The 22060-nt window shown below is 71.1% G+C and carries 15 protein-coding genes and 1 pseudogene; 12 read left to right on the forward strand and 4 right to left on the reverse strand.

Annotation, left to right across the window (positions count from 1 at the left end; translation table 11 throughout):
- Position 1: 1 nt before the first annotated feature.
- Positions 2-2299, forward strand: coding sequence for an HD domain-containing protein (locus P3T29_RS10780; protein ID WP_280716113.1), 2298 nt, complete (start codon positions 2-4; stop codon positions 2297-2299).
- 72 nt (positions 2300-2371) lie between these two features.
- Complete coding sequence (hflX, locus tag P3T29_RS10785) at positions 2372-3874, forward strand: GTPase HflX (RefSeq protein ID WP_280716114.1); 1503 nt, start codon at positions 2372-2374, stop codon at positions 3872-3874.
- A 150-nt stretch (positions 3875-4024) separates the two neighbouring features.
- On the opposite strand, the gene P3T29_RS10790 is transcribed toward hflX, so the two are convergent.
- Positions 4025-5203 (reverse strand): hypothetical protein, encoded by a 1179-nt coding sequence (locus P3T29_RS10790; RefSeq protein ID WP_280716115.1) that lies wholly within the window; start codon positions 5201-5203, stop codon positions 4025-4027.
- Between the two features lie 305 nt (positions 5204-5508).
- Here P3T29_RS10790 and P3T29_RS10795 point away from each other — a divergent pair, with 305 nt between their 5' ends.
- From P3T29_RS10795 to P3T29_RS10815, 5 genes and pseudogenes are all read left to right on the forward strand, one after another.
- A complete protein-coding gene (locus P3T29_RS10795; protein ID WP_280716116.1) occupies positions 5509-7329 on the forward strand; it encodes an IucA/IucC family protein in 1821 nt (606 codons plus the stop codon).
- A gap of 20 nt (positions 7330-7349) precedes the next feature.
- A pseudogene (locus P3T29_RS10800) lies at positions 7350-7871 on the forward strand (GNAT family N-acetyltransferase); the annotation flags it as partial.
- A gap of 8 nt (positions 7872-7879) precedes the next feature.
- Entirely contained in the window at positions 7880-9262 is a 1383-nt protein-coding gene (locus P3T29_RS10805; RefSeq protein ID WP_280716117.1) for a SidA/IucD/PvdA family monooxygenase, read from the forward strand.
- A 58-nt stretch (positions 9263-9320) separates the two neighbouring features.
- Complete coding sequence (locus P3T29_RS10810) at positions 9321-11051, forward strand: IucA/IucC family siderophore biosynthesis protein (protein WP_280716217.1); 1731 nt, start codon at positions 9321-9323, stop codon at positions 11049-11051.
- Between the two features lie 12 nt (positions 11052-11063).
- Positions 11064-13160 (forward strand): ATP-dependent DNA helicase, encoded by a 2097-nt coding sequence (locus P3T29_RS10815; protein WP_280716118.1) that lies wholly within the window; start codon positions 11064-11066, stop codon positions 13158-13160.
- A gap of 123 nt (positions 13161-13283) precedes the next feature.
- On the opposite strand, the gene lexA is transcribed toward P3T29_RS10815, so the two are convergent.
- The gene (gene lexA, locus P3T29_RS10820) at positions 13284-14162 is read right to left on the reverse strand and encodes a transcriptional repressor LexA (protein WP_280716119.1); all 879 of its coding nucleotides are present in this window, start codon (positions 14160-14162) and stop codon (positions 13284-13286) included.
- Between the two features lie 311 nt (positions 14163-14473).
- Here lexA and nrdR point away from each other — a divergent pair, with 311 nt between their 5' ends.
- Positions 14474-14971 carry a transcriptional regulator NrdR gene (gene nrdR / locus P3T29_RS10825; protein WP_280716120.1) on the forward strand — a complete coding sequence of 166 codons (498 nt, stop codon included), beginning with the start codon at positions 14474-14476 and terminating at the stop codon, positions 14969-14971.
- A 169-nt stretch (positions 14972-15140) separates the two neighbouring features.
- Positions 15141-18017: a vitamin B12-dependent ribonucleotide reductase gene (locus P3T29_RS10830; RefSeq protein WP_280716121.1), complete on the forward strand. Its 2877-nt coding sequence runs from the start codon at positions 15141-15143 to the stop codon at positions 18015-18017.
- Between the two features lie 249 nt (positions 18018-18266).
- On the opposite strand, the gene P3T29_RS10835 is transcribed toward P3T29_RS10830, so the two are convergent.
- Entirely contained in the window at positions 18267-19139 is an 873-nt protein-coding gene (locus P3T29_RS10835; protein ID WP_280716122.1) for an MBL fold metallo-hydrolase, read from the reverse strand.
- Between the two features lie 148 nt (positions 19140-19287).
- Positions 19288-19770, reverse strand: a complete 483-nt coding sequence (locus P3T29_RS10840; RefSeq protein WP_280716123.1) for a MarR family transcriptional regulator — start codon at positions 19768-19770, stop codon at positions 19288-19290.
- Positions 19771-19876: 106 nt separating this feature from the next.
- On the opposite strand from P3T29_RS10840, the gene P3T29_RS10845 reads away from it, so the two are divergent.
- From P3T29_RS10845 to P3T29_RS10855, 3 genes are all read left to right on the forward strand, one after another.
- Positions 19877-20698, forward strand: coding sequence for a dienelactone hydrolase family protein (locus P3T29_RS10845; RefSeq protein ID WP_280716124.1), 822 nt, complete (start codon positions 19877-19879; stop codon positions 20696-20698).
- 173 nt (positions 20699-20871) lie between these two features.
- Positions 20872-21102: an RNA polymerase subunit sigma-70 gene (locus tag P3T29_RS10850; protein ID WP_280716125.1), complete on the forward strand. Its 231-nt coding sequence runs from the start codon at positions 20872-20874 to the stop codon at positions 21100-21102.
- Between the two features lie 2 nt (positions 21103-21104).
- Positions 21105-21665, forward strand: coding sequence for a Clp protease N-terminal domain-containing protein (locus P3T29_RS10855; protein WP_280716126.1), 561 nt, complete (start codon positions 21105-21107; stop codon positions 21663-21665).
- The last annotated feature ends 395 nt before the right edge of the window (positions 21666-22060 follow it).

The following is a 22060-nucleotide window of genomic DNA, read 5'->3' on the forward strand; positions in this document are numbered from 1 at the left end:
GATGACCATCCGCCCCGAGCTGGAGGCCGGTCACGAGGTGGGCCGGTCCGGTACCGGCCACCCCGTCGAACCCAGGCGCACGCTGGGCAGCCTGAGCCGCGCCACGCTCGGCCGCGCCGGGCGCGCCGCCCTGCTCGCCACCAGCCGTCAGCCACTGCCTGACGCGGTCGAGCCGGTCGTCGAGGCGCACCGCAGGCACCACCCGCAGGCCGATCTGGCCCTGCTCAGCCGGGCCTACCGCACCGCCGAGGCCAGCCATCGCGGGCAGAAGCGCAAGAGCGGCGAGCCGTTCATCACCCACCCGCTCGCGGTGACGATGATCCTGGCCCAACTCGGCGCGGGCACCACGACCCTGGTCGCCTCGCTGCTCCACGACACCGTCGAGGACACCGAGGTGACGCTGGATCAGGTGGCCGCCGAGTACGGACCCGAGGTGGCGTACCTGGTGGACGGCGTCACCAAGCTGGAGAAGGTCGACTTCGGCGCCGCCGCCGAGGCCGAGACCTTCCGCAAGATGCTGGTGGCCACCGGTGACGACGTCCGGGTCATGGTGATCAAGCTCGCCGACCGCCTGCACAACATGCGGACGATCCGTCACATGAAGCCGGCCAGCCGGATCCGGATCGCCAAGGTCACCAGGGACGTGCTGATCCCGCTCGCCGAGCGGCTCGGCATCCAGGTGCTCAAGGCGGAGCTGGAGGACATCGTCTTCGCCACCCTGCACCCGGAGGAGTACGCCCGCACCCGTGCTCTGGTGACGGCCTACGAGAGCGCGCCGGACGGGCTGCTGCAGCCCTTCGCGGACGCCCTGAACAGGCAGCTCGCCGAGTCCGGGGTCGCCGCCACCGTCACCGTCCGGCCCCGGCACTGCGTCTCGCTGCACCGGGTGCTGCTCAAGCGCACCGCCGCCGCCGGGCCCGACGGACTGCCGCAGGGCCTGCAGCCCGCCGACTTCGGCCGGCTGCTGGTGGTGGTCGAGGAGAACGCCGACTGCTACGCCGTGCTCGGCGAGCTGCACACCTGTTGGACGCCGTTGCCCGGCGAGTTCAAGGACTTCGTGGCCTCGCCCAAGTTCAACCTCTACCAGTCGCTGCACACCGCCGTGGCGCTGGCCGGCGGCGAGGTGGTCGAGGTCCTGGTGCGGACGCGGGAGATGCACCGGGTGGCCGAGTTCGGCGTGGTCGCCCTCGGCGACCCGCACCAGGGCGAGCCGCCGCAGCCGGACGACCCCGACCAGGGGGACGTCAACCGCAGCGATCCCGCCCGTCCCGGCTGGCTCAGCCGGCTGTTGGAGTGGCAGCAGGAGACGCCCGACCCGGACACCTTCTGGTCCGCCCTCACCGCCGACCTCTCGGACGACCGCGAGATCACCGCCGTCACCGAGGACGGCGAGACCCTGCACCTGCCCGCGATGGCCAGTTGCGTCGACGCCGCGTACCTGCTCGGCGAGGAGACCGGCCACCGATGTCTGGGCGCCCGTGTCAACGGGCGGCTGGTCGCGCTCTCCACCACCCTCGGGGACGGTGACGTCCTCGAAGTCCTCACCGAGCCGAACGGCGAGCCGTCCGGGCCGTCGCCCGAGTGGCTCGACCATGTCCGCACGCCGGGCGCGCGGCTGGCCATCGAGCGCTGGCTGGCCGACCACCCCGCCCCCGAGGCGGTGGTGGAGACCTGCCGCCCGGGCGGTCAGCTCCAGCCGGCCGCCTCGCCCGCCGCCGAACGGGGCGAGTCCCCGGTGGCCGTCGTCGGCAGACCAGGTGCGGTCGTCCGGCTGGCCCGCTGCTGCACACCCGTCCCGCCGGACGAGGTCACCGGTTTCGCGATCCGGGGCGGCGCCGTCGCGGTGCACCGCACCGGCTGTCCGGACGCCGAGCAACTGCGCGAGGCCGGGCGCGGCCCGGTCCGGGTCACCTGGGTCCCTGGGGTGATCCCGCTGTCCGGCTACCGCGTCACGCTGCGGGCCGAGGCGCTCAACCGTCCCCGGCTGCTCGCCGACCTGACCGCCGCGATGTCCGCCGAGGGGATCGGCATCATCTCGGCCGCCGTCGAGCCCCCGCAGGAACTGCGGGTCCGGCACACCTACACCATCGAGCTGCCGGAGGCCCGGACGCTGGCGGCGGTGATGCGCGCGATGCTGCGGGTCTCCGGGGTGTACGACGTCTTCCGGCCCGGCTTCCGCAGCGGAAATGGGGATGACCCGGTCACCCCGGGCATGCGACCATCGACGGGAATGCACGGCCGGTCCGCGGCGTTCACCGGAGGAAGTGGTGCCGGTGTCGATCGCGACCTGCAGGGGTAGCTCAGCTCTTGTTGGGTAGCTCCCAGGTGCGCGTGGCAGTGCACCGGCTCTCCCTATACCGCAAAGGACAAGATGACCTCCACGTTCGACAGCCGCAACCAATCCGACGAGTCCGCCAAGCGGCTCACCGGCCTCAGGGCGGAAGCCCTCATGGACGAGGACCTCGCGGCGATCGACGAGGACCTCGACCAGCACTACGACGGTGACCAGTACGACCGCAGCGAGCGCGCTGCCCTGCGCCGCGTCGCCGGTCTCTCCACCGAACTCCAGGACGTCACCGAGGTCGAGTACCGCCAGCTCCGTCTGGAGCGCGTGGTACTCGTCGGCGTGTGGACGGACGGCACGGCGGAGGAGGCCGAGAACTCCCTCGCCGAGCTGGCCGCGCTGGCCGAGACCGCCGGTTCCGAGGTGCTCGACGGCGTGATCCAGCGCCGTGACAAGCCGGACGCCGCGACGTACATCGGTTCGGGCAAGGCGAAGGAACTGCGGGACATCGTCGCCTCCACCGGCGCCGACACCGTGGTCTGCGACGGTGAACTCACCCCGGGCCAGCTGATCCAGCTCGAGGACGTCGTAAAGGTCAAGGTGGTCGACCGCACCGCCCTGATCCTGGACATCTTCGCCCAGCACGCCAAGTCCCGGGAGGGCAAGGCCCAGGTCTCGCTGGCGCAGATGCAGTACATGCTGCCGCGCCTGCGTGGCTGGGGTGCCTCACTGTCCCGGCAGATGGGTGGTGGTGGCTCCGGCTCGTCCGGCGGCGGTATGGCCACCCGTGGTCCCGGTGAGACCAAGATCGAGACCGACCGTCGTCGGATCCGCGAGCGGATGGCGAAGCTCCGCAAGGAGATCGTCGACATGAAGAAGGGCCGCGACACCAAGCGCCAGGAGCGCCGTCGCAACCAGATCCCCTCGGTCGCCATCGCGGGCTACACCAACGCCGGCAAGTCCTCCATCCTCAACCGGCTGACCGGCGCGGGCGTGCTGGTGGAGAACTCCCTGTTCGCCACCCTCGACCCGACCGTGCGCCGGGCCCAGACCCCGAGCGGCCGGGTCTACACCCTGGCCGACACCGTCGGGTTCGTCCGGCACCTGCCGCACCACCTGGTCGAGGCGTTCCGCTCCACCATGGAGGAGGTCGCCGAGGCGGACCTCATCCTGCACGTGGTGGACGGCTCGCACCCCGAGCCGGAGACGCAGCTGGCCGCCGTCCGCGAGGTGATCGTCTCGGTCGAGGCGCACAACGTGCCGGAGATCGTGGTGATCAACAAGGCCGACGCCGCCGACCCGCACATGCTGCAGCGTCTGCTGCGGCGTGAGCCGCACGCCATCGTGGTCTCCGCCCGCACCGGGCTGGGCATGGACGAGCTGCTCAAGCTGATCGACGACGAGCTGCCGCGCCCCGCGATCGAGGTCCAGGCCCTCGTCCCGTACACCCGGGGCGACCTGGTCTCCCGTGTGCACGCGGAGGGCGAGCTGATCTCCACCGAGCACACCGGCGAGGGCACCCTGGTGCGCGCCAAGGTCGCCGCCGAGCTGGCGTCCGAGCTGGAGCGGTTCGCCGTCGTCACGCAGTAGCCGGGTAGCCGTTCAGTACGGGACACCCCCAAGGGCGCGGGGCTCTGCTCAATCACTACGTGCGCGAAATCGGAAGGCTCCGGCCTGTTGCCTTCCGCATCGCGCACGTAGTTGATTGAGCAGAGCCCCGCGCCTCTGTTTTGTTGCTCCCTACTTCTGCGAGAGGTACGTGAGCGCCTGCTGGGCCACGCTCTCCAGGTACGGGCCGCTGAGGGACGTGTGGTCCGCCGTCCCGATCGAGGTGTTACTGACCAGGGCGAGCCGGCCGTCCGGCATGGTGGCGAACCAGCCGCCGCCGCTCGCGCCCGCCGTCATGGTGCAGCCGATGGTGAGCATCGGGGGCCGGGTGGGGTCGTAGGAGAGGCGGACGGGCGTGCCGCCGTCGCAGCGGTCCAGCTCCTGGCCGTCGAAGGGTTTGACCGCCGGGTAGCCCCAGGCGGAGACCTTCAGCTGGTCGCGCGGTGCGTTGAACCAGACTGGCAGGGCGGTGCCGACCGTCTCCTCGAGGGACTTCCCGCCGCCGTCCGGGTTGTGCACCCGCATGACGGCGAAGTCGTACTGGCTGGCCGAGTTGCCGCTGCGGCCGCCCTCGGCCATCCACTGCGGCGAGGTGACGATCGTGTCGGCCCACCACTCGCCGAGCGGTGCCACCTGGTCCAGGGTGGCGTGCTTGCCCTGGCTCGCCGCGCCGGAGCTGTTGTAGGCGGGGACGAAGATGATGTTCTTGTACCAGTCGCCGCCCTTGCCCTCGTGCACGCAGTGACCGGCCGTCCAGACCAGGTTGCTCTTGCCCGGGTGCGCCGGGTCGGCGATCACGGTGGCGGAGCACTGGCCGGTGCCGTTGTTCTCCGGCGTGCTGGTGAAGATCTTCCCGGAGGCCGGGGTCGCGGTGTACGGGCGCGGCACCGGGACGGCCTGGACCGGGGACGGGTCGGGGTCGGTGCCGCCGGTCGCGCTGTTGCCGGGGGAGGGGGCGGCCGGGGCGCTCGGCGGGGCGGGCTCCTGCGGCTGCGCGCCCTTCATCTTCTCCGCGTTCCAGAGGTTCTTCACGACCGGGTTGTGGAAGACGTGCTTGGACGCCCACTTGTCCCAGTCGTCGAACTTCCACTTCTTCAGGTCGTCCCAGCTCTTGGGCAGCCCGTCGAGCAGCCCGGACGGGATGCCGGTCGGCAGCTGCGGCTTGCCGCTCGCGGCAGCGGTGGCCGACGCCGCGTCCGGACCGCCGGGAGTGGGACCGGACGAGCCGCAGGCCGTCGCGCCGAGCAGCAGCGCGGCGACGAGGGCGGCCCGGCCCGTCCGGCGGATCGGTGACTTGGGTATCGATGACATGAGGTGAGCTCCCCCGACGCGTGCACGTGGACGGGGTCGAGTCTCCCACGGCCGCGCACCAGTGCCCTGACGCATGGTCACCGGCCATGGTTACCGGTCGGATCACTCCAACGGGTGGGTGATCCACCGGTATTCACCACAACGAGTGAGCTGATCTTGTGATCACCGCGCAGGGGTAGGTAACCCTTAGTTGTCGCGTACCGGAAGCTCCCGCAGTCCCCGACTCCCAGTCCCCGCCTCCCCGCGCTCGACTCCTACCCATCGACTCCCAGCGCCCGCACCCCCACGCGCCCCAAGGAGCAGCCTTGAGCACCGCCCTCACCGGAGCCCCGCCCGCCGTACCGCACCAGCCCCGACCCGAGCCTGCGGACCTGCTGCTCCATCCGGACCCGGCCGTGGCGGCCGAGCACGCCGGGGTGGAGAGCCTGCTGCGCTGCTGGGTGCGCGAGACCGGCGTGCTGCCCGCCGCCGACGGGCAGTTGCTGATCCCAGTGCTGGGCGGTGCCGCGCGGCTCGCCGCGCCCGTCCGGTACTGGTCTCCGTGCGGCTGGCACCGCTTCGGCGCGGTCACCCTGCTCGGAGCCGGCGGGCGGGGAACCGAGGGTCAGCCGGACGCGCCGCTGGACGCCGTCACCGTCGCGGCCCTGGTCGCGAGCGCCGCAGCCGAGCGCCCCGACCCGGGCCGGATCGCCGACCTCGCGGCCCGGGTCGCCGACTCGGCGGTCCGTACGGCGGACGTGCTCGCCTACCGCCGCCGCGCTCCGGAGCAGACCGACTGGCCCTTCCTGCGGGCCGAGCAGGCCTTGCTGCTGGGCCACCCGCTGCACCCCACCCCGAAGAGCCGGGACGGCCTCGGGCCCGCGCAGAGCGCGGCGTACTCGCCCGAGCTGCACGGCTCCTTCCGCCTGCACTGGTACGCCGTGGACCGCGAACTGCTCGCCACCGACTCGGCCACCGGCCTCGACGCCGACCAGCTGACGGAGCAACTCCTCGGCGACCCCGGCCTGTTGCCGCCCGGCACCGCCGCACTGCCGCTGCACCCCTGGCAGGCCCGCGAGCTCGCCCTGCGCCCGGCCGTCGCCGAGCTGCTGGCGTCCGGACGGCTGCGCGACCTCGGCCCGCAGGGCGAGCCGTGGCACCCGACCTCCTCCGTCCGCACCGTCTGCCGCCCCGGCACGCCCTGGATGCTCAAGCTCTCGCTCGGCCTGCGGATCACCAACTCACGCCGGGAGAACCTCCGCAAGGAGCTGCTCCGGGGCACCGAGGCGCACCGGTTGCTGGAGTCCGGCCTCGGCGCCGAGTGGCACGCCGCCCACCCCGGCTTCGACATCGTCCGCGACCCGGCCTGGATCGGCGTCGACCTCCCGGGCGCAGACCTCTCCGGCGTCGACCTCCCGGGCCTCGGCGACCCGAACGGGCTGGACGCGGTGCTGCGGCAGCAGCCCTTCGGGCCGGACGAGCGTGTGTACTGCGTCGCCGGGCTGGTCGCCGAGCGACCGTTCGACCGGCTCGACTCGCTGCTCGGCGGCGTCCTGCGGACCCTGGCCGTGCGCTGCGGACGCCCGCTGCGCACCGTCGCGACCGAGTGGTTCCTGCGCTACCTGGAGGCGATGGTGCTCCCGGTGCTCTGGCTCGACGGCCAGGCCGGCGTCGCGCTGGAGGCCCACCAGCAGAACAGCCTGGTCCTGCTGGACGAGGCGGGCTGGCCGGTCGGTGGCCGGTACCGGGACAACCAGGGCTACTACTTCCGCGACTCGTACGCCGCCCGGCTGGACGCCCGGCTCCCGGGCATCGGCCGGGCCAGCGACACCTTCGTCGACGACCAGGTGATCGACAAGCGCTTCGCCTACTACCTCGGCATCAACCACGTCCTCGGGCTGATCGGCGCGTTCGGTTCCCAGGGGCTGGCGGACGAGCGGGTGCTGCTGGCCGCGCTGCGCCGGTTCCTGGCCGGCCCGGAGGCGGCCGCCACCGGCTCCACCCTGCCGGGCCTCCTGCTCGAGTCGCCGACCCTGCACAGCAAGGCGAACCTGCTGACCAGGCTGAACGGCATGGACGAGCTGGTCGGCCCGGTCGCCACCCAGTCGGTCTACGTCGACATCCCCAACCCGGTGGCCAACCCGTGACGCTTCTGGGCGCCATGCGGACCGCCGCCGGGGTGTTCGAACTCCACCCCGTACGGCTGCCGGACGACCTGCCGCTGCTGACCGGGTGGATGAACGATCCTGCGGTCGCGGCCTTCTGGCACCTGGCCGGCCCGCCCGCCATCACCGAGCGTCACCTGCGCCGGGTGGCGGAGAGCGGTGCCTCCGCCCTGCTCGGCCTGCTCGACGGCACCCCGATGAGCTACTGGGAGGTCTACCGCGCCGACCTCGACCCGCTCGCCCAGCACTACCCCGCCGAGCCCCAGGACACCGGCCTGCACCTGCTGCTCGGCCCCGCCGACACGCGCGGCCGGGGCCTCGGCTCCACCCTGCTGGCCGCGCTCACCGAACGGATCCTGCAGGTCAGGCCGGTGTGCGGGCGGGTGGTCGCCGAGCCGGACCTCCGCAACACCCCGTCGGTACGGGCGTTCCGCAAGGCCGGATTCGAGCTCGCCGCCGAACTCGACCTGCCCACCAAGCGCGCGGCCCTGATGATGCGCCGCCGCGCGCTGCCCCTCTCCTGAAGGACGGCATGGACAACCCGCAGCCCGAGCCCTACGACCTCCTCGGGGTCGGTATCGGCCCGTTCAACCTGTCCCTGGCCGCGCTGGCCGACCAGGTGAGCGGCCTCGACGCGCTCTTCTGCGAGGCCAGGGCGGAATTCCGCTGGCACCCGGGGATGCTGGTCGACGGCGCTCGGATGCAGGTTCCGTTCCTGGCCGACCTGGTCTCGCTGGTCGACCCGACCAACCCCTGGTCGTTCCTCAACTACCTGCGTGACCAGGGGCGGCTCTTCCCGTTCTACTTCGCCGAGCGGTTCCAGCTGCCCCGGCGCGAGTACGACCACTACTGCCGCTGGGCCGCCGAACGGCTGGTCAACTGCCGCTTCGGCACCGCCGTCACCGCGCTGCACTGGTCCGCCGAGCACGAGCTCTTCCGGGCCGAGACGGGCGGGGGCACCGGGGCCGGCGAGGTCTGGGCCCGCAACGTCGTGCTGGGCGTCGGTACCAGCCCCGTCCACCCGGAGCCGTTCGCGACCCTGCGCGGGCACCCCGCCGTCTGGCACTCCGCCGACTACCTGGAGCGCCGCCGCACCCTGGCCGGCGCGCGCGACATCACCGTGATCGGCTCCGGCCAGTCCGGCGCCGAGGTCTTCCTCGACCTGCTGCGCACCAGGGGCGGCGACGGCACCCGGCTGCGCTGGCTGACCAGGACCCGGGCGCTCGCCCCGATGGAGTACTCCAAACTCGGCCTGGAGCACTTCACCCCCGACTACACCCGCTACTTCCACACCCTGCCCGCCGAGGTCCGTGACCACCTGGTCGAGGCCCAGTGGCAGCTGCACAAGGCCGCCAGCGCCGAGACCCTCGCCGAGATCCACGACCACCTGTACGAGCGCACCGTCGGCCGCCCGATCGACGCCGACCCGGTCGAGATCATCCCCGGCACGGCCGTCACCGAGGCGACCGCCGGGCCCTGCGGCGGCCTCGAACTCAGCTGCCGCCACACCGACTCCGGTGCCGACCACCTGGTCCGGACCGACGCCGTCGTCCTTGCCACCGGCTACCGCGCCGTCCGCCCCGCCGCGCTCGACCCGATCGCCGAGCTGATCGACTGGGACGAGCACGGCCGTTACCGCGTCGACCTCGACCACCGGGTGGCCACCCGCCCGCAGCTCACCGGCGGGCTCTACGTCCAGAACGCCGAGCTGCACAGCCACGGCGTCGGCACCCCGGACCTCGGCCTCGGCGCGCACCGCGCCGCCGTCATCCTCAACGCCGTCGCGGGGAAGACCGTCCACCGGCTGCCCACCCGCACTGCCTGGACCAGCTTCGCCCCGCCCGCGTCCTCCGTCGCAGCTACCGTCCTCCCACGACCCCAGGAGGGGAACCGTGCCGCAGCAGCCGCCCGCTGACCAGCTCCAGCTGCCCCCGCAGCTCACCCCCGAGCACTGGCAGCGGGCCCGCCGGGCGATGCTGGCCAAGATGCTCGGCGAGTTCGCGTACGAGGAGCTGATCACGCCGGTGGCGGACGCCGAGGGCTACCTGCTGGAACTCCCCGGGGCCGGCTACCGGTTCACCGCCCGCCGGGGCGCGTACGGGAGCTGGCGGGTCGACCCGGCCTCCGTCCGTTGCTCCGCCGACCCGGACGTGGACCCGCTGCGCTTCGTCCAGTGCGCCCGGCACGCGCTCGGCCTGTCGGGCGACACCCTCGGCCACCTGCTGCGCGAACTCACCGCCACCCTGCTCGCCGACGCGCACCAGCTCGCCACCGAGCTGACCGCCGCCGAGCTGGCCGCCCTCGGGCACGTGGAGCTGGAGGGCCGGCAGAACGGCCACCCGTGGATCGTCCCCAACAAGGGCCGGCTCGGCCTCTCGGCCCGGGACACCGCCGGCTGGACGCCGGAGGCCCGCACCCCGCAGCGCCTGCCGTGGCTCGCCGTACACCGGAACCTCGCCGACTACCGGGGCGAACCCGGCCTGTACGAGCAGGAGTTGGACCGCCCGGAGCTGTTCCGCGAGCTGCTCGGCGATCGGGCCGACGAGTACCTGCTGCTGCCCGTCCACCCCTGGCAGTGGGACGAGGTCGTCGTCCCGCTCTTCGCGCCGTGGATCGCCTCCGGCGAGATCGTGCCGCTGCCCAGCGACGGCGACCTGAGGCTGCCTCAGCAGTCGATCCGCAGCTTCTTCAACCTCAGCCGCCCGGACCGCTGCACCGTCAAACTGCCGCTCTCCATCCTCAACACCCTGGTCTGGCGCGGCCTGCCGACCGAACTGGCCCGCGCCGCCCCGGCCGTCACCGCCTGGATCCACGGGCTGCGCGACGCCGACCCCTTCCTGCGCGACGAGTGCCGAGTGATCCTGCTCGGCGAGATCGCCTCCGTGACCGTCGACCACCCGCTCTACCGCGAGCTGCCCGAGGTGCCCTACCAGTACAAGGAGTTGCTCGGCGCGATCTGGCGCGAGCCGCTCGGCCGCTACCTGGAGCCCGGCGAGCGGGCCCGCACCCTGGCCGCTCTGCTGCAGACCGGCTCCGACGGGCGGTCCCTGGTCGCCGAGCTGGTGGCCCGCTCCGGTCTGCCCGCCCGGGACTGGCTGCGCCGGCTGTTCGCGGTGATGCTGCCGCCGCTGCTGCACTTCCTCTACCGGTACGGCACCGTCTTCTCACCGCACGGCGAGAACGCGATCGTGGTCTTCGACGAGCTGGACCGGCCCGTCCGGCTGGCGGTCAAGGACTTCGTGGACGATGTCAACATCAGCGACCGGGACCTGCCCGAGCTGGCCGGCCTGCCGGCGGAGGCCGCCCGCGTCCTGCCGCGCAAACCGCCCAAGGCGCTCAACCAGTACCTGCACGCGGGGCTGTTCATCGGCGTCTACCGCTTCCTGGCGCCGCTGGTCGAGGAGCAGCTGGGCGTGCCGGAGGAGGAGTTCTGGACGCTGCTCCGTGAGCGGATCATGGCCCACCAGCGGCGTTTCCCCGAGCTGGCCGAGCGGTTCGAGCTCTTCGACCTCTGCACCCCCCGGATCGACCGGCTCTGCCTCAACCGCAACCGCCTGCTGCTGGACGGATACCGGGACCGCCCCGAGCGCCCGTTCGCGGCGGTGCACGGCGAGGTGGACAACGCCCTGCACCCCGGCGGGCCGGGCTTGCTGCCGCTGCCGCGCGAGCGCGAGCGGGACCGGATTGTCACTCCGGCGCCGTAGGGTGGGAGCGTCATGACGAACGACTCCGAACCCCAGCCACTGCCCGGCGCACCCGAGACGCCGCAGGCCGTCCCCAGGGCCCTCCTCCCCGAGCTGCTGCACGCCGCGGTCGAGGCCGTCGGCGGCGTCGAGCGCCCCGGCCAGGTCAGGATGGCCGAGGCCGTCGCCGACGCCGTCGAGGCCGGCGAGCACCTGCTCGTCCAGGCCGGCACCGGCACCGGCAAGTCCCTCGCCTACCTGGTGCCCGCCCTCGCCCACGGCGATCGCGTGGTGGTGGCGACCGCCACCCTGGCCCTGCAGCGCCAGCTGGTCGAGCGCGACCTGCCGCGCACGGTGGACGCGCTGCACCCCGTGCTGCGCCGCCGCCCGCTCTTCGCGATGCTCAAGGGCCGCTCCAACTACCTCTGCCTGCACCGCGCCAACGAGGGCACCCCGAGCGACGAGGGCGAAGGTCTGTTCGACCCGGTGGACGCGCTCGGCGGCCCGAGCGGCAAGCTCGGCAAGGACGTCCTGCGGCTGCGCGAGTGGGCCGGTGAGACGGAGACGGGCGACCGCGACGATCTCTCTCCCGGCGTCTCCGACAAGGCCTGGGCGCAGCTTGCCGTCACCTCGAAGGAGTGCCTGGGCGCGAGCAAGTGTGCGTACGGGCAGGAGTGCTTCGCCGAGCAGGCCCGTGAGCGCGCGAAGTTGGCCGACGTGGTGGTCACCAACCACGCGATGCTGGCGATCGACGCGATCGAGGGCGCCCCGGTGCTGCCCGACCACGCGATGCTGATCGTCGACGAGGCCCACGAGCTGGTCAACCGGGTCACCGGCGCGGCCACCGCCGAGCTGACGGTCGGCGCGGTCAACCGGGCCGTCAAGCGCGCCGCCAAGCTCGCCAACGAGAAGGCGGTGGACGCCCTCCAGGCGGCCGCCGAGAGCTACCACGGCCTGATGGAGACGGCTCAGCCCGGCCGGGTCGAAGAGCTGCCCGAGTACCTCTCGTACGCGGTGGCGGCGATCCGGGACGCCGCCCGGCAGGTGATCACCTCGCTCGGTGAGACCCGTGACAAGGCGCTGACCGACGAGGACGCGGTGCGCAAGCAGGCGATGGCCTCCGCCGAGCAGCTGCACGAGACGACGGACCGGCTGCTGTCGGAGTCGGCGTACGACGTGGTCTGGATCGAGCGCAGCGACCGCTTCGGGCCCGGTACCGCGTCGCTGCGGGTCGCTCCGCTGAACGTGGCCGGCCTGCTGCGGGAGAACCTCTACAAGGAGCGCTCGGTCGTCCTGACCTCCGCCACCCTCAAGCTGGGCGGCGACTTCAACGGCGTGGCCGCCTCGGTCGGCCTCCCGGGCGAGGGCCGACTGCCGGACGTCCGGAGCGACGCGGAGCCCGCCGTGCAGGAGGGCGAGGACGCCCCGCCGTACTGGCGCGGGATCGACGTCGGCTCGCCGTTCGCCTACCCCAAGCAGGGCATCCTCTACGTCGCCAAGCACCTGCCGCCCCCGGGCCGCGAGCCGGACCGGCCGGAGATGCTGGACGAGCTGGCGGAGCTGATCGGCGCGGCGGGCGGGCGCACGCTCGGGCTGTTCTCCTCGATGCGGGCCGCCCAGACGGCGGCCGAGGCGCTGCGCGGGCGCCTCGACAACCGGATCCTGCTGCAGGGCGAGGACACCCTCGGCGAGCTGATCCGCGAGTTCGCCTCCGACCCCGAGACCTGCCTCTTCGGCACGCTCTCGCTCTGGCAGGGAGTCGATGTGCCGGGCTCCGCCTGCCAGTTGGTGGTGATGGACCGCATCCCCTTCCCGCGCCCCGACGACCCGCTGATGAGCGCCCGTCAGAAGGCGGTCGAGGAGGCGGGCGGCAACGGCTTCATGGCGGTGGCGGCGACGCACGCAGCCCTGCTGATGGCTCAGGGAGCCGGCCGTCTGGTCCGGGCCGGCGACGACCGGGGCGTGGTCGCGGTACTCGACCCGAGGCTCGCCACGGCCCGCTACGGCGGCTTCTTCCGCTCCTCGATGCCGGACTTCTGGTACACCAACGACCGTAACCAGATCCGCCGTTCCCTCGCGGCGATCGACGCGGCGGCCCCGGCGATCCGCCCGGTCCCCCAGCGCGGTTAGCTGCGCAGAGAGCCAACAGGGGCGCGGGGAACTGCGACTGACAGCCACAGGCTGTCAGTCGCAGTTCCCCGCGCCCCTGGGGTACCCGGTTGCCCAGGCCCAACGAATGACAGCCGCAGGCTGTCAGAGACGGCGGAGGACCGCGACGACCTTGCCGAGGATGGTGGCGTTGTCGCCCGGGATGGGCTCGTAGGCCGGGTTGTGCGGCATCAGCCAGATCTTGCCGTCCTCGCGCTTGAGGCGCTTGACGGTGGCCTCACCGTCGATCATCGCCGCGACGATGTCGCCGTTCTCGGCGACCGGCTGGCGGCGGACGGTGACCCAGTCGCCGTCGCAGATCGCGGCCTGGATCATCGAGTCGCCCTGCACGGTGAGCGCGAACAGCTCGCCCTCGCCGACGAGTTGACGGGGGAGCGGGAATACGTCCTCGACCGTCTGCTCGGCCAGGATCGGGCCGCCGGCGGCGATCCGGCCGACCAGCGGCACGTACGAGGTGGAGGGGCGGCCGGCGGCCTCGGCGGTGTTCGGGCGGGTGACCTCGACGCCACGGACCTCGTACGCGCGGGGGCGGTGCGGGTCGCGGCGGAGGAAGCCCTTGCGCTCCAGGGCCATCAGCTGGTGCGCGACGGAGGAGGTGCTGGACAGGCCGACGGCCTGGCCGATCTCGCGCATGCTCGGCGGGTAACCCCGGCGCTGGACCGAGTCCCTGATGACCTCGATGACGCGGCGCTGGCGTTCGGTCAGTCCGGCTTCGTCGGTGCGGATGCCGGGCGGGCGGCCCGGGAGCGAGCGGGTCGGGACGGGCTGGCCGAGCGCTCCGTCCTGGGCGGCGGCGTGCTCGATCGGCTGGTCCGGGAGGCGGCCCGAGGCGTTCAGGGCGGCACCGGCCAGGCGGTGGTCTTCGCTGCGGCTCATGCTGTGGTCCACGCTCTGCTGGTCCATGGTGCGCGCGGAACGCTCCTGCACCGGGATGGAGTTGCTCTTGGCTTCTACGGTGTTCATTGGCTGCCCCTCTTAGACAGACGTTCTCCCTTGTTCAACTCAACTGGCTCACCTATCGAAAGGTTGCGCCAAACACACGTTCGAGTGAATTATTTAGGAGTCGGCTGACTCGATCAAGGCTTTGGGTGTAGATCGATTAAATGTTCGACTCCGGGAGTCTATTTCACGGGGGGCGAACTTTTCGACCCGTCCCGGCGTGGCGCCCCCTGTGATCGCACATGTAGTGGCACAGTTCTGGTTTGGGCCCACAGGTTGTGTCCGTGTACGCTGGCCGGGTTCGTGGTTATGTCGTCGTGTAGGGAGTCCCCAAGGTGCACTGCCCCTTCTGTCGGCACCCTGACAGCCGCGTTGTGGACAGTCGTGCCAGTGACGACGGCAGCTCGATCCGCCGCCGCCGCCAGTGCCCTGATTGCGGCCGCCGCTTCACCACGGTGGAGACGGCCACGCTGATGGTCATCAAGCGCAGCGGTGTCACCGAGCCTTTCTCCCGCGAGAAGGTGATCTCCGGCGTCCGCAAGGCCTGCCAGGGCCGCCCGGTCACCGAGGACGCGCTCGCCAAGCTCGGCCAGCGGGTCGAGGAGTGCGTGCGGGCCAGCGGCAGTGCCGAGCTCTCCACCCACGACGTGGGGCTGGCCATACTCGGCCCGCTGCGTGACCTGGACGTCGTCGCCTACCTGCGGTTCGCCTCGGTGTACCGGGCATTCGACGATCTCGAAGCTTTCGAGGCCGCCATCGCGGAACTCCGCGACGAGCGGCCTCTCCCCGCGGCGGACGGCGCCAAGTTGCCCGTCCCCGCAGCCGCGCCCTGACGGGTACGTAACACCGCACCGGCCCGCCAGGGCCCACGCGCGCCCGAAAACAGGGCATAAACACCACATACCGTGCGTTATGGCCGACATCTGGGGCCGTACGCACAGCCACCAACGCAGTACCCCGAGCGAAGCAGGGTACTGAGGGGTTTGCCCAGGAGGAGCAGAAGTGACAGACACGACGAGCGGTTCCGCACGCGGGTCGAAGTCCGACAAGACCGCGAAGGGGGCCGGCAAGGCTCCCAAGGGTGGTCTGCGGATCGAGCGCATCTACACCACTCCTGGCGTCCACCCGTACGACCAGGTCAGCTGGGAGCGGCGCGACGTCGTCATGACCAACTGGCGTGACGGCTCGATCAACTTCGAGCAGCGCGGTGTCGAGTTCCCCGACTTCTGGTCGGTCAACGCGGTGAACATCGTCACCTCGAAGTACTTCCGTGGCGCGGTCGGCAGCCCGCAGCGCGAGTGGAGCCTCAAGCAGATCATCGACCGCGTGGTGCTCACCTACCGCGCCGCCGGTGAGAAGAACGGGTACTTCACCACCCCGGACGACGCCGAGATCTTCGAGCACGAGCTGACCCACGCCCTCCTCCACCAGGTCTTCAGCTTCAACTCGCCGGTCTGGTTCAACGTCGGCACCAAGCAGCCCCAGCAGGTCAGCGCCTGCTTCATCCTGGCCGTCGACGACTCCATGGAGTCGATCCTCGACTGGTACAAGGAAGAGGGCATGATCTTCAAGGGCGGCTCCGGCGCCGGCCTGAACCTCTCCCGGATCCGCTCCTCCAAGGAGCTGCTGAGCTCTGGCGGCAACGCCTCCGGCCCGGTCTCCTTCATGCGCGGCGCCGACGCCTCGGCCGGCACCATCAAGTCGGGCGGCGCCACCCGCCGCGCCGCCAAGATGGTCGTGCTGGACGTCGACCACCCGGACGTCGAGGCCTTCATCGAGACCAAGGTGAAGGAGGAGGAGAAGATCCGCGCGCTGCGCGACGCGGGCTTCGACATGGACCTGGGCGGCGACGACATCGCCTCCGTCCAGTACCAGAACGCCAACAACTCCGTCCGGGTCTCCGACGAGTTCATGTCGGCGGTCGAGCACGGCACCGAGTTCGGCCTGCGTGCCCGGATGACCGGCGAGGTCATCGAGACCATCGACGCGAAGCGGCTCTTCCGCAAGATGTCCGAGGCCGCCTGGGCCTGCGCCGACCCGGGCATCCAGTACGACGACACGATCAACCACTGGCACACCTGCCCGGAGTCCGGCCGCATCAATGCGTCCAACCCCTGCTCCGAGTACATGCACCTGGACAACTCCAGCTGCAACCTCGCCTCGCTCAACCTGATGAAGTTCCTGCGCGACGACGACTCGTTCGACGCCGAGCGCTTCGCCAAGGTCGTCGAGCTGGTCATCACCGCGATGGACATCTCCATCTGCTTCGCCGACTTCCCGACCGAGAAGATCGGTGAGACCACCCGCGCCTACCGCCAGCTCGGCATCGGCTACGCCAACCTCGGCGCCCTGCTGATGGCCACCGGCCACGCGTACGACTCCGACGGCGGCCGGGCCCTGGCCGGTGCGATCAGCTCGCTGATGACCGGCACCGCCTACCGTCGCGGCGCCGAGCTGGCCGGGGTCGTCGGCCCGTACGACGGCTACGCCCGCAACGCCGAGCCGCACCAGCGGGTCATGCGGCAGCACGCGGACGCCAACGCCGCCGCCGTCGCGGTGGACGAGCTGGACGCCCCGGTCTGGGCCGCCGCCACCGAGACCTGGGGCGACGTGCTCCGGCTCGGCGCGCAGCACGGCTTCCGCAACGCCCAGGCCTCGGTGCTCGCCCCGACCGGCACCATCGGCCTGATGATGGACTGCGACACCACCGGCGTCGAGCCGGACCTCGCGCTGGTCAAGTTCAAGAAGCTCGTCGGCGGCGGCTCGATGCAGATCGTCAACGGCACCGTGCCGCGCGCCCTGCGCCGCTTCGGCTACCAGCCCGAGCAGGTCGAGGCGATCGTCGCCCACATCGCCGAGCACGGCAACGTGGTCAACGCGCCCGGCCTGAAGACCGAGCACTACGACGTCTTCGACTGCGCGATGGGCGAGCGTTCGATCTCCGCGATGGGCCACGTGCGGATGATGGCCGCGATCCAGCCCTGGATCTCCGGTGCCATCTCCAAGACCGTGAACATGCCGGTCTCCGCGACCGTCGAGGAGATCGAGGAGATCTACTTCCAGGCGTGGAAGCTCGGGGTCAAGGCGCTCGCGATCTACCGTGACAACTGCAAGGTCGGTCAGCCGCTCTCGGCCAAGACCAAGACCCCGGCCGCCGTGGTCGAGGAGAAGGCCGCTCCGGTGGTCGAGAAGGTCGTCGAGTACCGTCCCGTCCGCAAGCGCCTCCCCAAGGGCCGCCCGGGCATCACCACCTCCTTCACGGTCGGTGGCGCCGAGGGCTACATGACGGCCAACTCCTACCCGGACGACGGCCTCGGCGAGGTCTTCCTGAAGATGTCCAAGCAGGGCTCGACCCTCGCGGGCATGATGGACGCCTTCTCGATCGCCGTCTCGGTCGGCATGCAGTACGGCGTCCCGCTGGAGACGTACGTCTCGAAGTTCACCAACATGCGCTTCGAGCCGGCCGGTCTGACGGACGACCCGGACGTGCGGATGGCGCAGTCGATCGTCGACTACATCTTCCGCCGCCTGGCGCTGGACTTCCTGCCCTTCGAGACCCGCTCCGCCCTCGGCATCCACTCCGTCGAGGAGCGCGAGCGCCACCTCGACACCGGCTCGTACGAGCCGATCGAGGCCGAGGACATGGACACCGAGAGCCTGGCCCAGTCGGCGCCGCTCGCGGCCAAGCCCGTCGTCCAGCCGGTGCCCGAGAAGCCGAAGCCGGCCCCGGCCCAGGCCCACAACTCCACCGAACTGATGGAGATCCAGCTCGGCCTGAACGCCGACGCGCCGCTCTGCTTCTCCTGCGGCACCAAGATGCGCCGCGCGGGCAGCTGCTACCTCTGCGAGGGCTGCGGCTCCACCAGCGGCTGCAGCTGATTTTGGGCCAAGTTGCCTCTGATGCGGCACTCGGCCTGACGGCCGGAATCGCGTAGTCCCTGGTCACGAGGGGGATCCGGACTGACTCCGGATCCCCCTCGCCGGCTTTCCCGAACTGGGTGCGCGAGGGCGAATAAGCCTCAACAGAGATGCATCCAATGCAACGGAGGCTTAGTCGAACCCGGGACCAGAGGCGGGCCGGGGGAGCTCACGCCTCAGTCGCTCGTCGGACCATGAGATCCCCGTAGCTCACCACTGATGAGCCGTGAAATCGACCGACTGCGGCTCAAGTTGACGTGTGTGAGCGGTCAGTGCACGCAGCTGCGCGGCCATCTCCTCGGGTGCCAGCTGCTTGCGGTCACCGTGCCCCGGCAGCATCCACTCGAAGCGCAGCAGGGGCGCGGTGCGGGCCAGGGAGGCGGCCAGCTCCTTGATGGAGTACCAGGTGACGTGCTCGGCGACGGCCAGCGCGTCCTTGGTGCGCGACCAGTAGATGCTGTCGCCGCTGAAGCAGTATCGCTCGTCGGCGACGTAGAGGACGCTGCCTTCGGTGTGGCCCGGGAGCGGGTGCACGATCACGCCGTCGGCGATCTCGGCGGGCTCGATTCCGCGCAGCACGCGGTCGGCGTCGGGCGCTGCGGCCAGGTCGCCCGCATGGATCCACAGCCGGGCTCCGAACCGGTCCGCGTAGCGGCGTCCGTGCGCGGCGTGGTCGCGGTGGGTGAGGAGGACATCGGTCACCTGCCCCAACGCCTCGTATCGGGTGGCGAGTTCGTCGGACCAGCGCGGCGTGTCGACCATCATCAGCGTGCCGGACGGCCGCCGGAGAAGGTAGGAGTTGGCGGCGGCGGTGTGCCGGGAGTTGTGGCCGCAGAGCATGACGTTCTCGTCCAGTGCCAGCGGGAACGGGTCTGCCGCGGCGTCGAGAGAGCGGGAGTGCCGACGGATCGAGCGGGTGTGACAGGCAAATGCGGCGGCGTTCAGCCGGGCGAGATCGGTGGCGTCACGCGGCTGGCGCACGATCTCGGAACGTCCGCCGACCTCCTCGATCAGTCCGGGCGCGAGCTGTCGCGCCACATCGCAGTTGGTGCATCGGTCGTCCACGTACCAGTCATTGCCCATGACGGTGCCCCCGGGGTTTTGGAGTGGGTCGATGACGGGCCCGACGGGCCTCGTACTCCAGAAGTACATCGAGCCGGCGGGAAAGAGGAAGGGGGTTTGGATCTTGTGGTTCGGCGGGAGTGCTGCTCTGGGACGCCACTGCGCGAGGTCAGGAGACCCGGACGTGGTGATCCAGCAAGCGGGTGAGCAACTGCACGAACTGGTCGCGTTCGGCCGGACTCAGCGGCGCGAGCAGTTCGTCGTGGAGGTCGTCCAGGACCTTGTCGAGGCGGCGTAGGTGACGGCGGCCCCGGGTGGAGATCGTGATGATGTTGCGGCGCCGGTCGTCGGGGTCCGGCATCCGCTCGACGAGGTCACGCTCGGCCAGTTCGTTGAGCACACCGACCATGTCGCTGCGGTAGATGTCGGTGCGTCTGCTCAGCTCGGCTTGGCTGCCCGGCCCGTACTCCTCCAGTGAGGCGAGCGCGGCGTAGTGCCACTTGCGGGCGTCGGCCTGCGCCAGCCCCTCGGTTATCAGCCGGTCCGACCGTACGGACACCTGAGACAACAGTCGACTCGCCCGTCGACGCAGTCTGTCGGGTGTCTTGGGCGCGCCGTCGTCGGGCATGTCCGCGGCTTCGGCTCTGATCATGGTGCCAATCCTACCCGTTGCGTTAGTCCGACTAACGATGTACGTTCTTGCGCCGAGAACGTTAGTGCAACAAACGTTTTTGAGCGAGCTGCGAGGAAGGAAGATCTTGCCCACCAAGACACTGCAGATTCCCACCGCGGACGGCCAGGCCGACGCTTTCGCTATCTTCCCCAACCGTGGCGAACGGTACCCGGGGGTACTGCTGTACGCGGACGCCTTCGGCGTGCGGCCCGTGCTGGAGGAGATGGCCCGCGAACTGGCCGAGCACGGGTACTACGTGCTCGTCCCCAACCTCTTCTACCGGCACGGCCCGGCGCCGGTGATCGAACTTCCCGAGCACATCGGAGAAGGGATCCGGCCCGCGGTCTTCGCCCAAGTGATGCCTTTGCTCGAGGCGCACACCACCGAACGTGCCCTTCGCGACGCCGACGCCTACCTCAGGTTCCTCACCACCCAGCCCGAGGTCAGCGCCGGGCCGGTCGCCGTGATCGGCTACTGCATGGGCGGCGCCTTGGCGATCCGCACCGCAGCGGCCCACCCCGAGCAGGTGGCCGCTGTCGCCGGATTCCACCCCAGCCCGTTGGTCACCGAGGCACCCGACAGCCCACACCGCCTCTTCCCCGAGCTCACCGCCCAAGTCCACCTCGGCCTCGCCGAGGGCGACATGTCGCCCGAGCGCATCAACAGGCTCAACCAGGCCCTGGATGCCGCAGGCGTCGGCTGCAGCGCGGAGATCTACCCCGGCACCCTCCATGGCTTCACCATGTCCGACACCGACGCCTTCAACCCCTCCGGACTGCAGCGCCACTGGGACCGCCTGCTGCATCTGCTCGACCGCACCCTGGCCAACGGTGGGGATCCGGGTGTGTCCAGCCAGGGGCGCTGTCTCACTTCCGGCGAACAAAGTGCACTGCCCCGGTACGAGTAGTCGGTAAGGGTGGGTGGCCGGCGATTCGCCGGTCACCCACCCTTTGCCGTCTCCGCTCTCGGTCGGTGCGGCCTGCATGCACGACCTTCCGGCGCGGGTGGGTGGGTGTGGAGGCGAGGGCAGATCTGTCAACTTAGGTTGACAGATCTGGAGTGTCAACCTAAGTTGACAGCATGAGCGAGACCAAACAGCTCGCGGCAGACGCGAGCAGTCGTGACCCGTCGGTGGGATTGAGAGCCGTGCGGGCGTTGCGGGATCTGGCGGACCGCCTGGAGGACCTCCAGGTCGGGAACGCGCGAGGTCAGGGATGGTCCTGGCAGGAGATCGCGGTCTGTCTCGGCGTCAGCCGGCAGGCCGTCCACAAGAAGTACGCCCGGCGGGGCTTCGGCGCGGGAGAGGACTGACGATGTTCGAGCGGTTCAGTGACGGGGCCCGGAAGTCGGTGGCACTCGGGCGGGAGGAGGCGCTTCGGCTGCGGCACGACTACATCGGGACGGAGCACCTGCTGCTCGGAGTCCTCGGGCAGCCCGAGGACCCGGCGGTGGCGGTGCTGATCGACGCAGGGCTGGACCTGGTCACGGCGCGCGGGGCGGTGGCGAGGCTGTTGGGGGCCCCGCATCCGGGGGTCGACGAGGCCGCGCTGGCGGCGATCGGGGTCGATCTGGAGGCCGTGCGGGAGGCGGTGGAGGCCACCTTCGGTGCGGGGGCACTGGATGTGCCGGCCGGGCCGCCGAAGCGGGGGCGGTCGCGCGTGCCCCGGTTCACCGACCGGGCGAAGCAGGTGCTGGCGCTGGCCGTCCGGGCAGCCGTCCGTCAGCGCAGCGAGCGGATCGAGTTGGGGCACCTGCTGCTGGGCATCCTGCGTGAGGGCGGCGGGATCGGTGTGCGGGTGGTGCGGGAGTCCGGGGTGGACCTCGCGGCAGTCGAGCGGGCGGTCGAGCGGACACTCGAGTCGAAGGCCGCCTGATCGGGGCGGTCCGGGCGGACGGCGAGCGACAGGTCGCTGCCCGGGTTTGCCGGAGCCGACTCGGACCCGTCGGTCCGTCGGGAGGGTGGCGCGCCGACCGAGGCCGACCGGGCATACCTGAGTGCTTCCCCGGGCCGTAGCCCGTCGTCGAGGACGGCGGGCTACGGCCCGGCTCGACGATGCCGGTCAACGGCCTGCGGAGCCGCAGCTCAGGCCGGGGCAGCCGGCGAGGTGGCGGACGAGGTAGCGCGAACCCGCACCTTGGCGCGAGATGAGCGCTACGTTAACGTCTTCAACCCGGCGTCAGCTGGGTACGGATCGATCTCGGGTACAGCGCAGTGTGTTCTGTCTTATTTGCTGGCATGTCATGCCCTGGCAAGGAGGACCGCATTGAC

It is taken from the genome of Kitasatospora sp. MAP5-34 (genome assembly GCF_029894335.1).
Lineage (GTDB): Bacteria > Actinomycetota > Actinomycetes > Streptomycetales > Streptomycetaceae > Kitasatospora.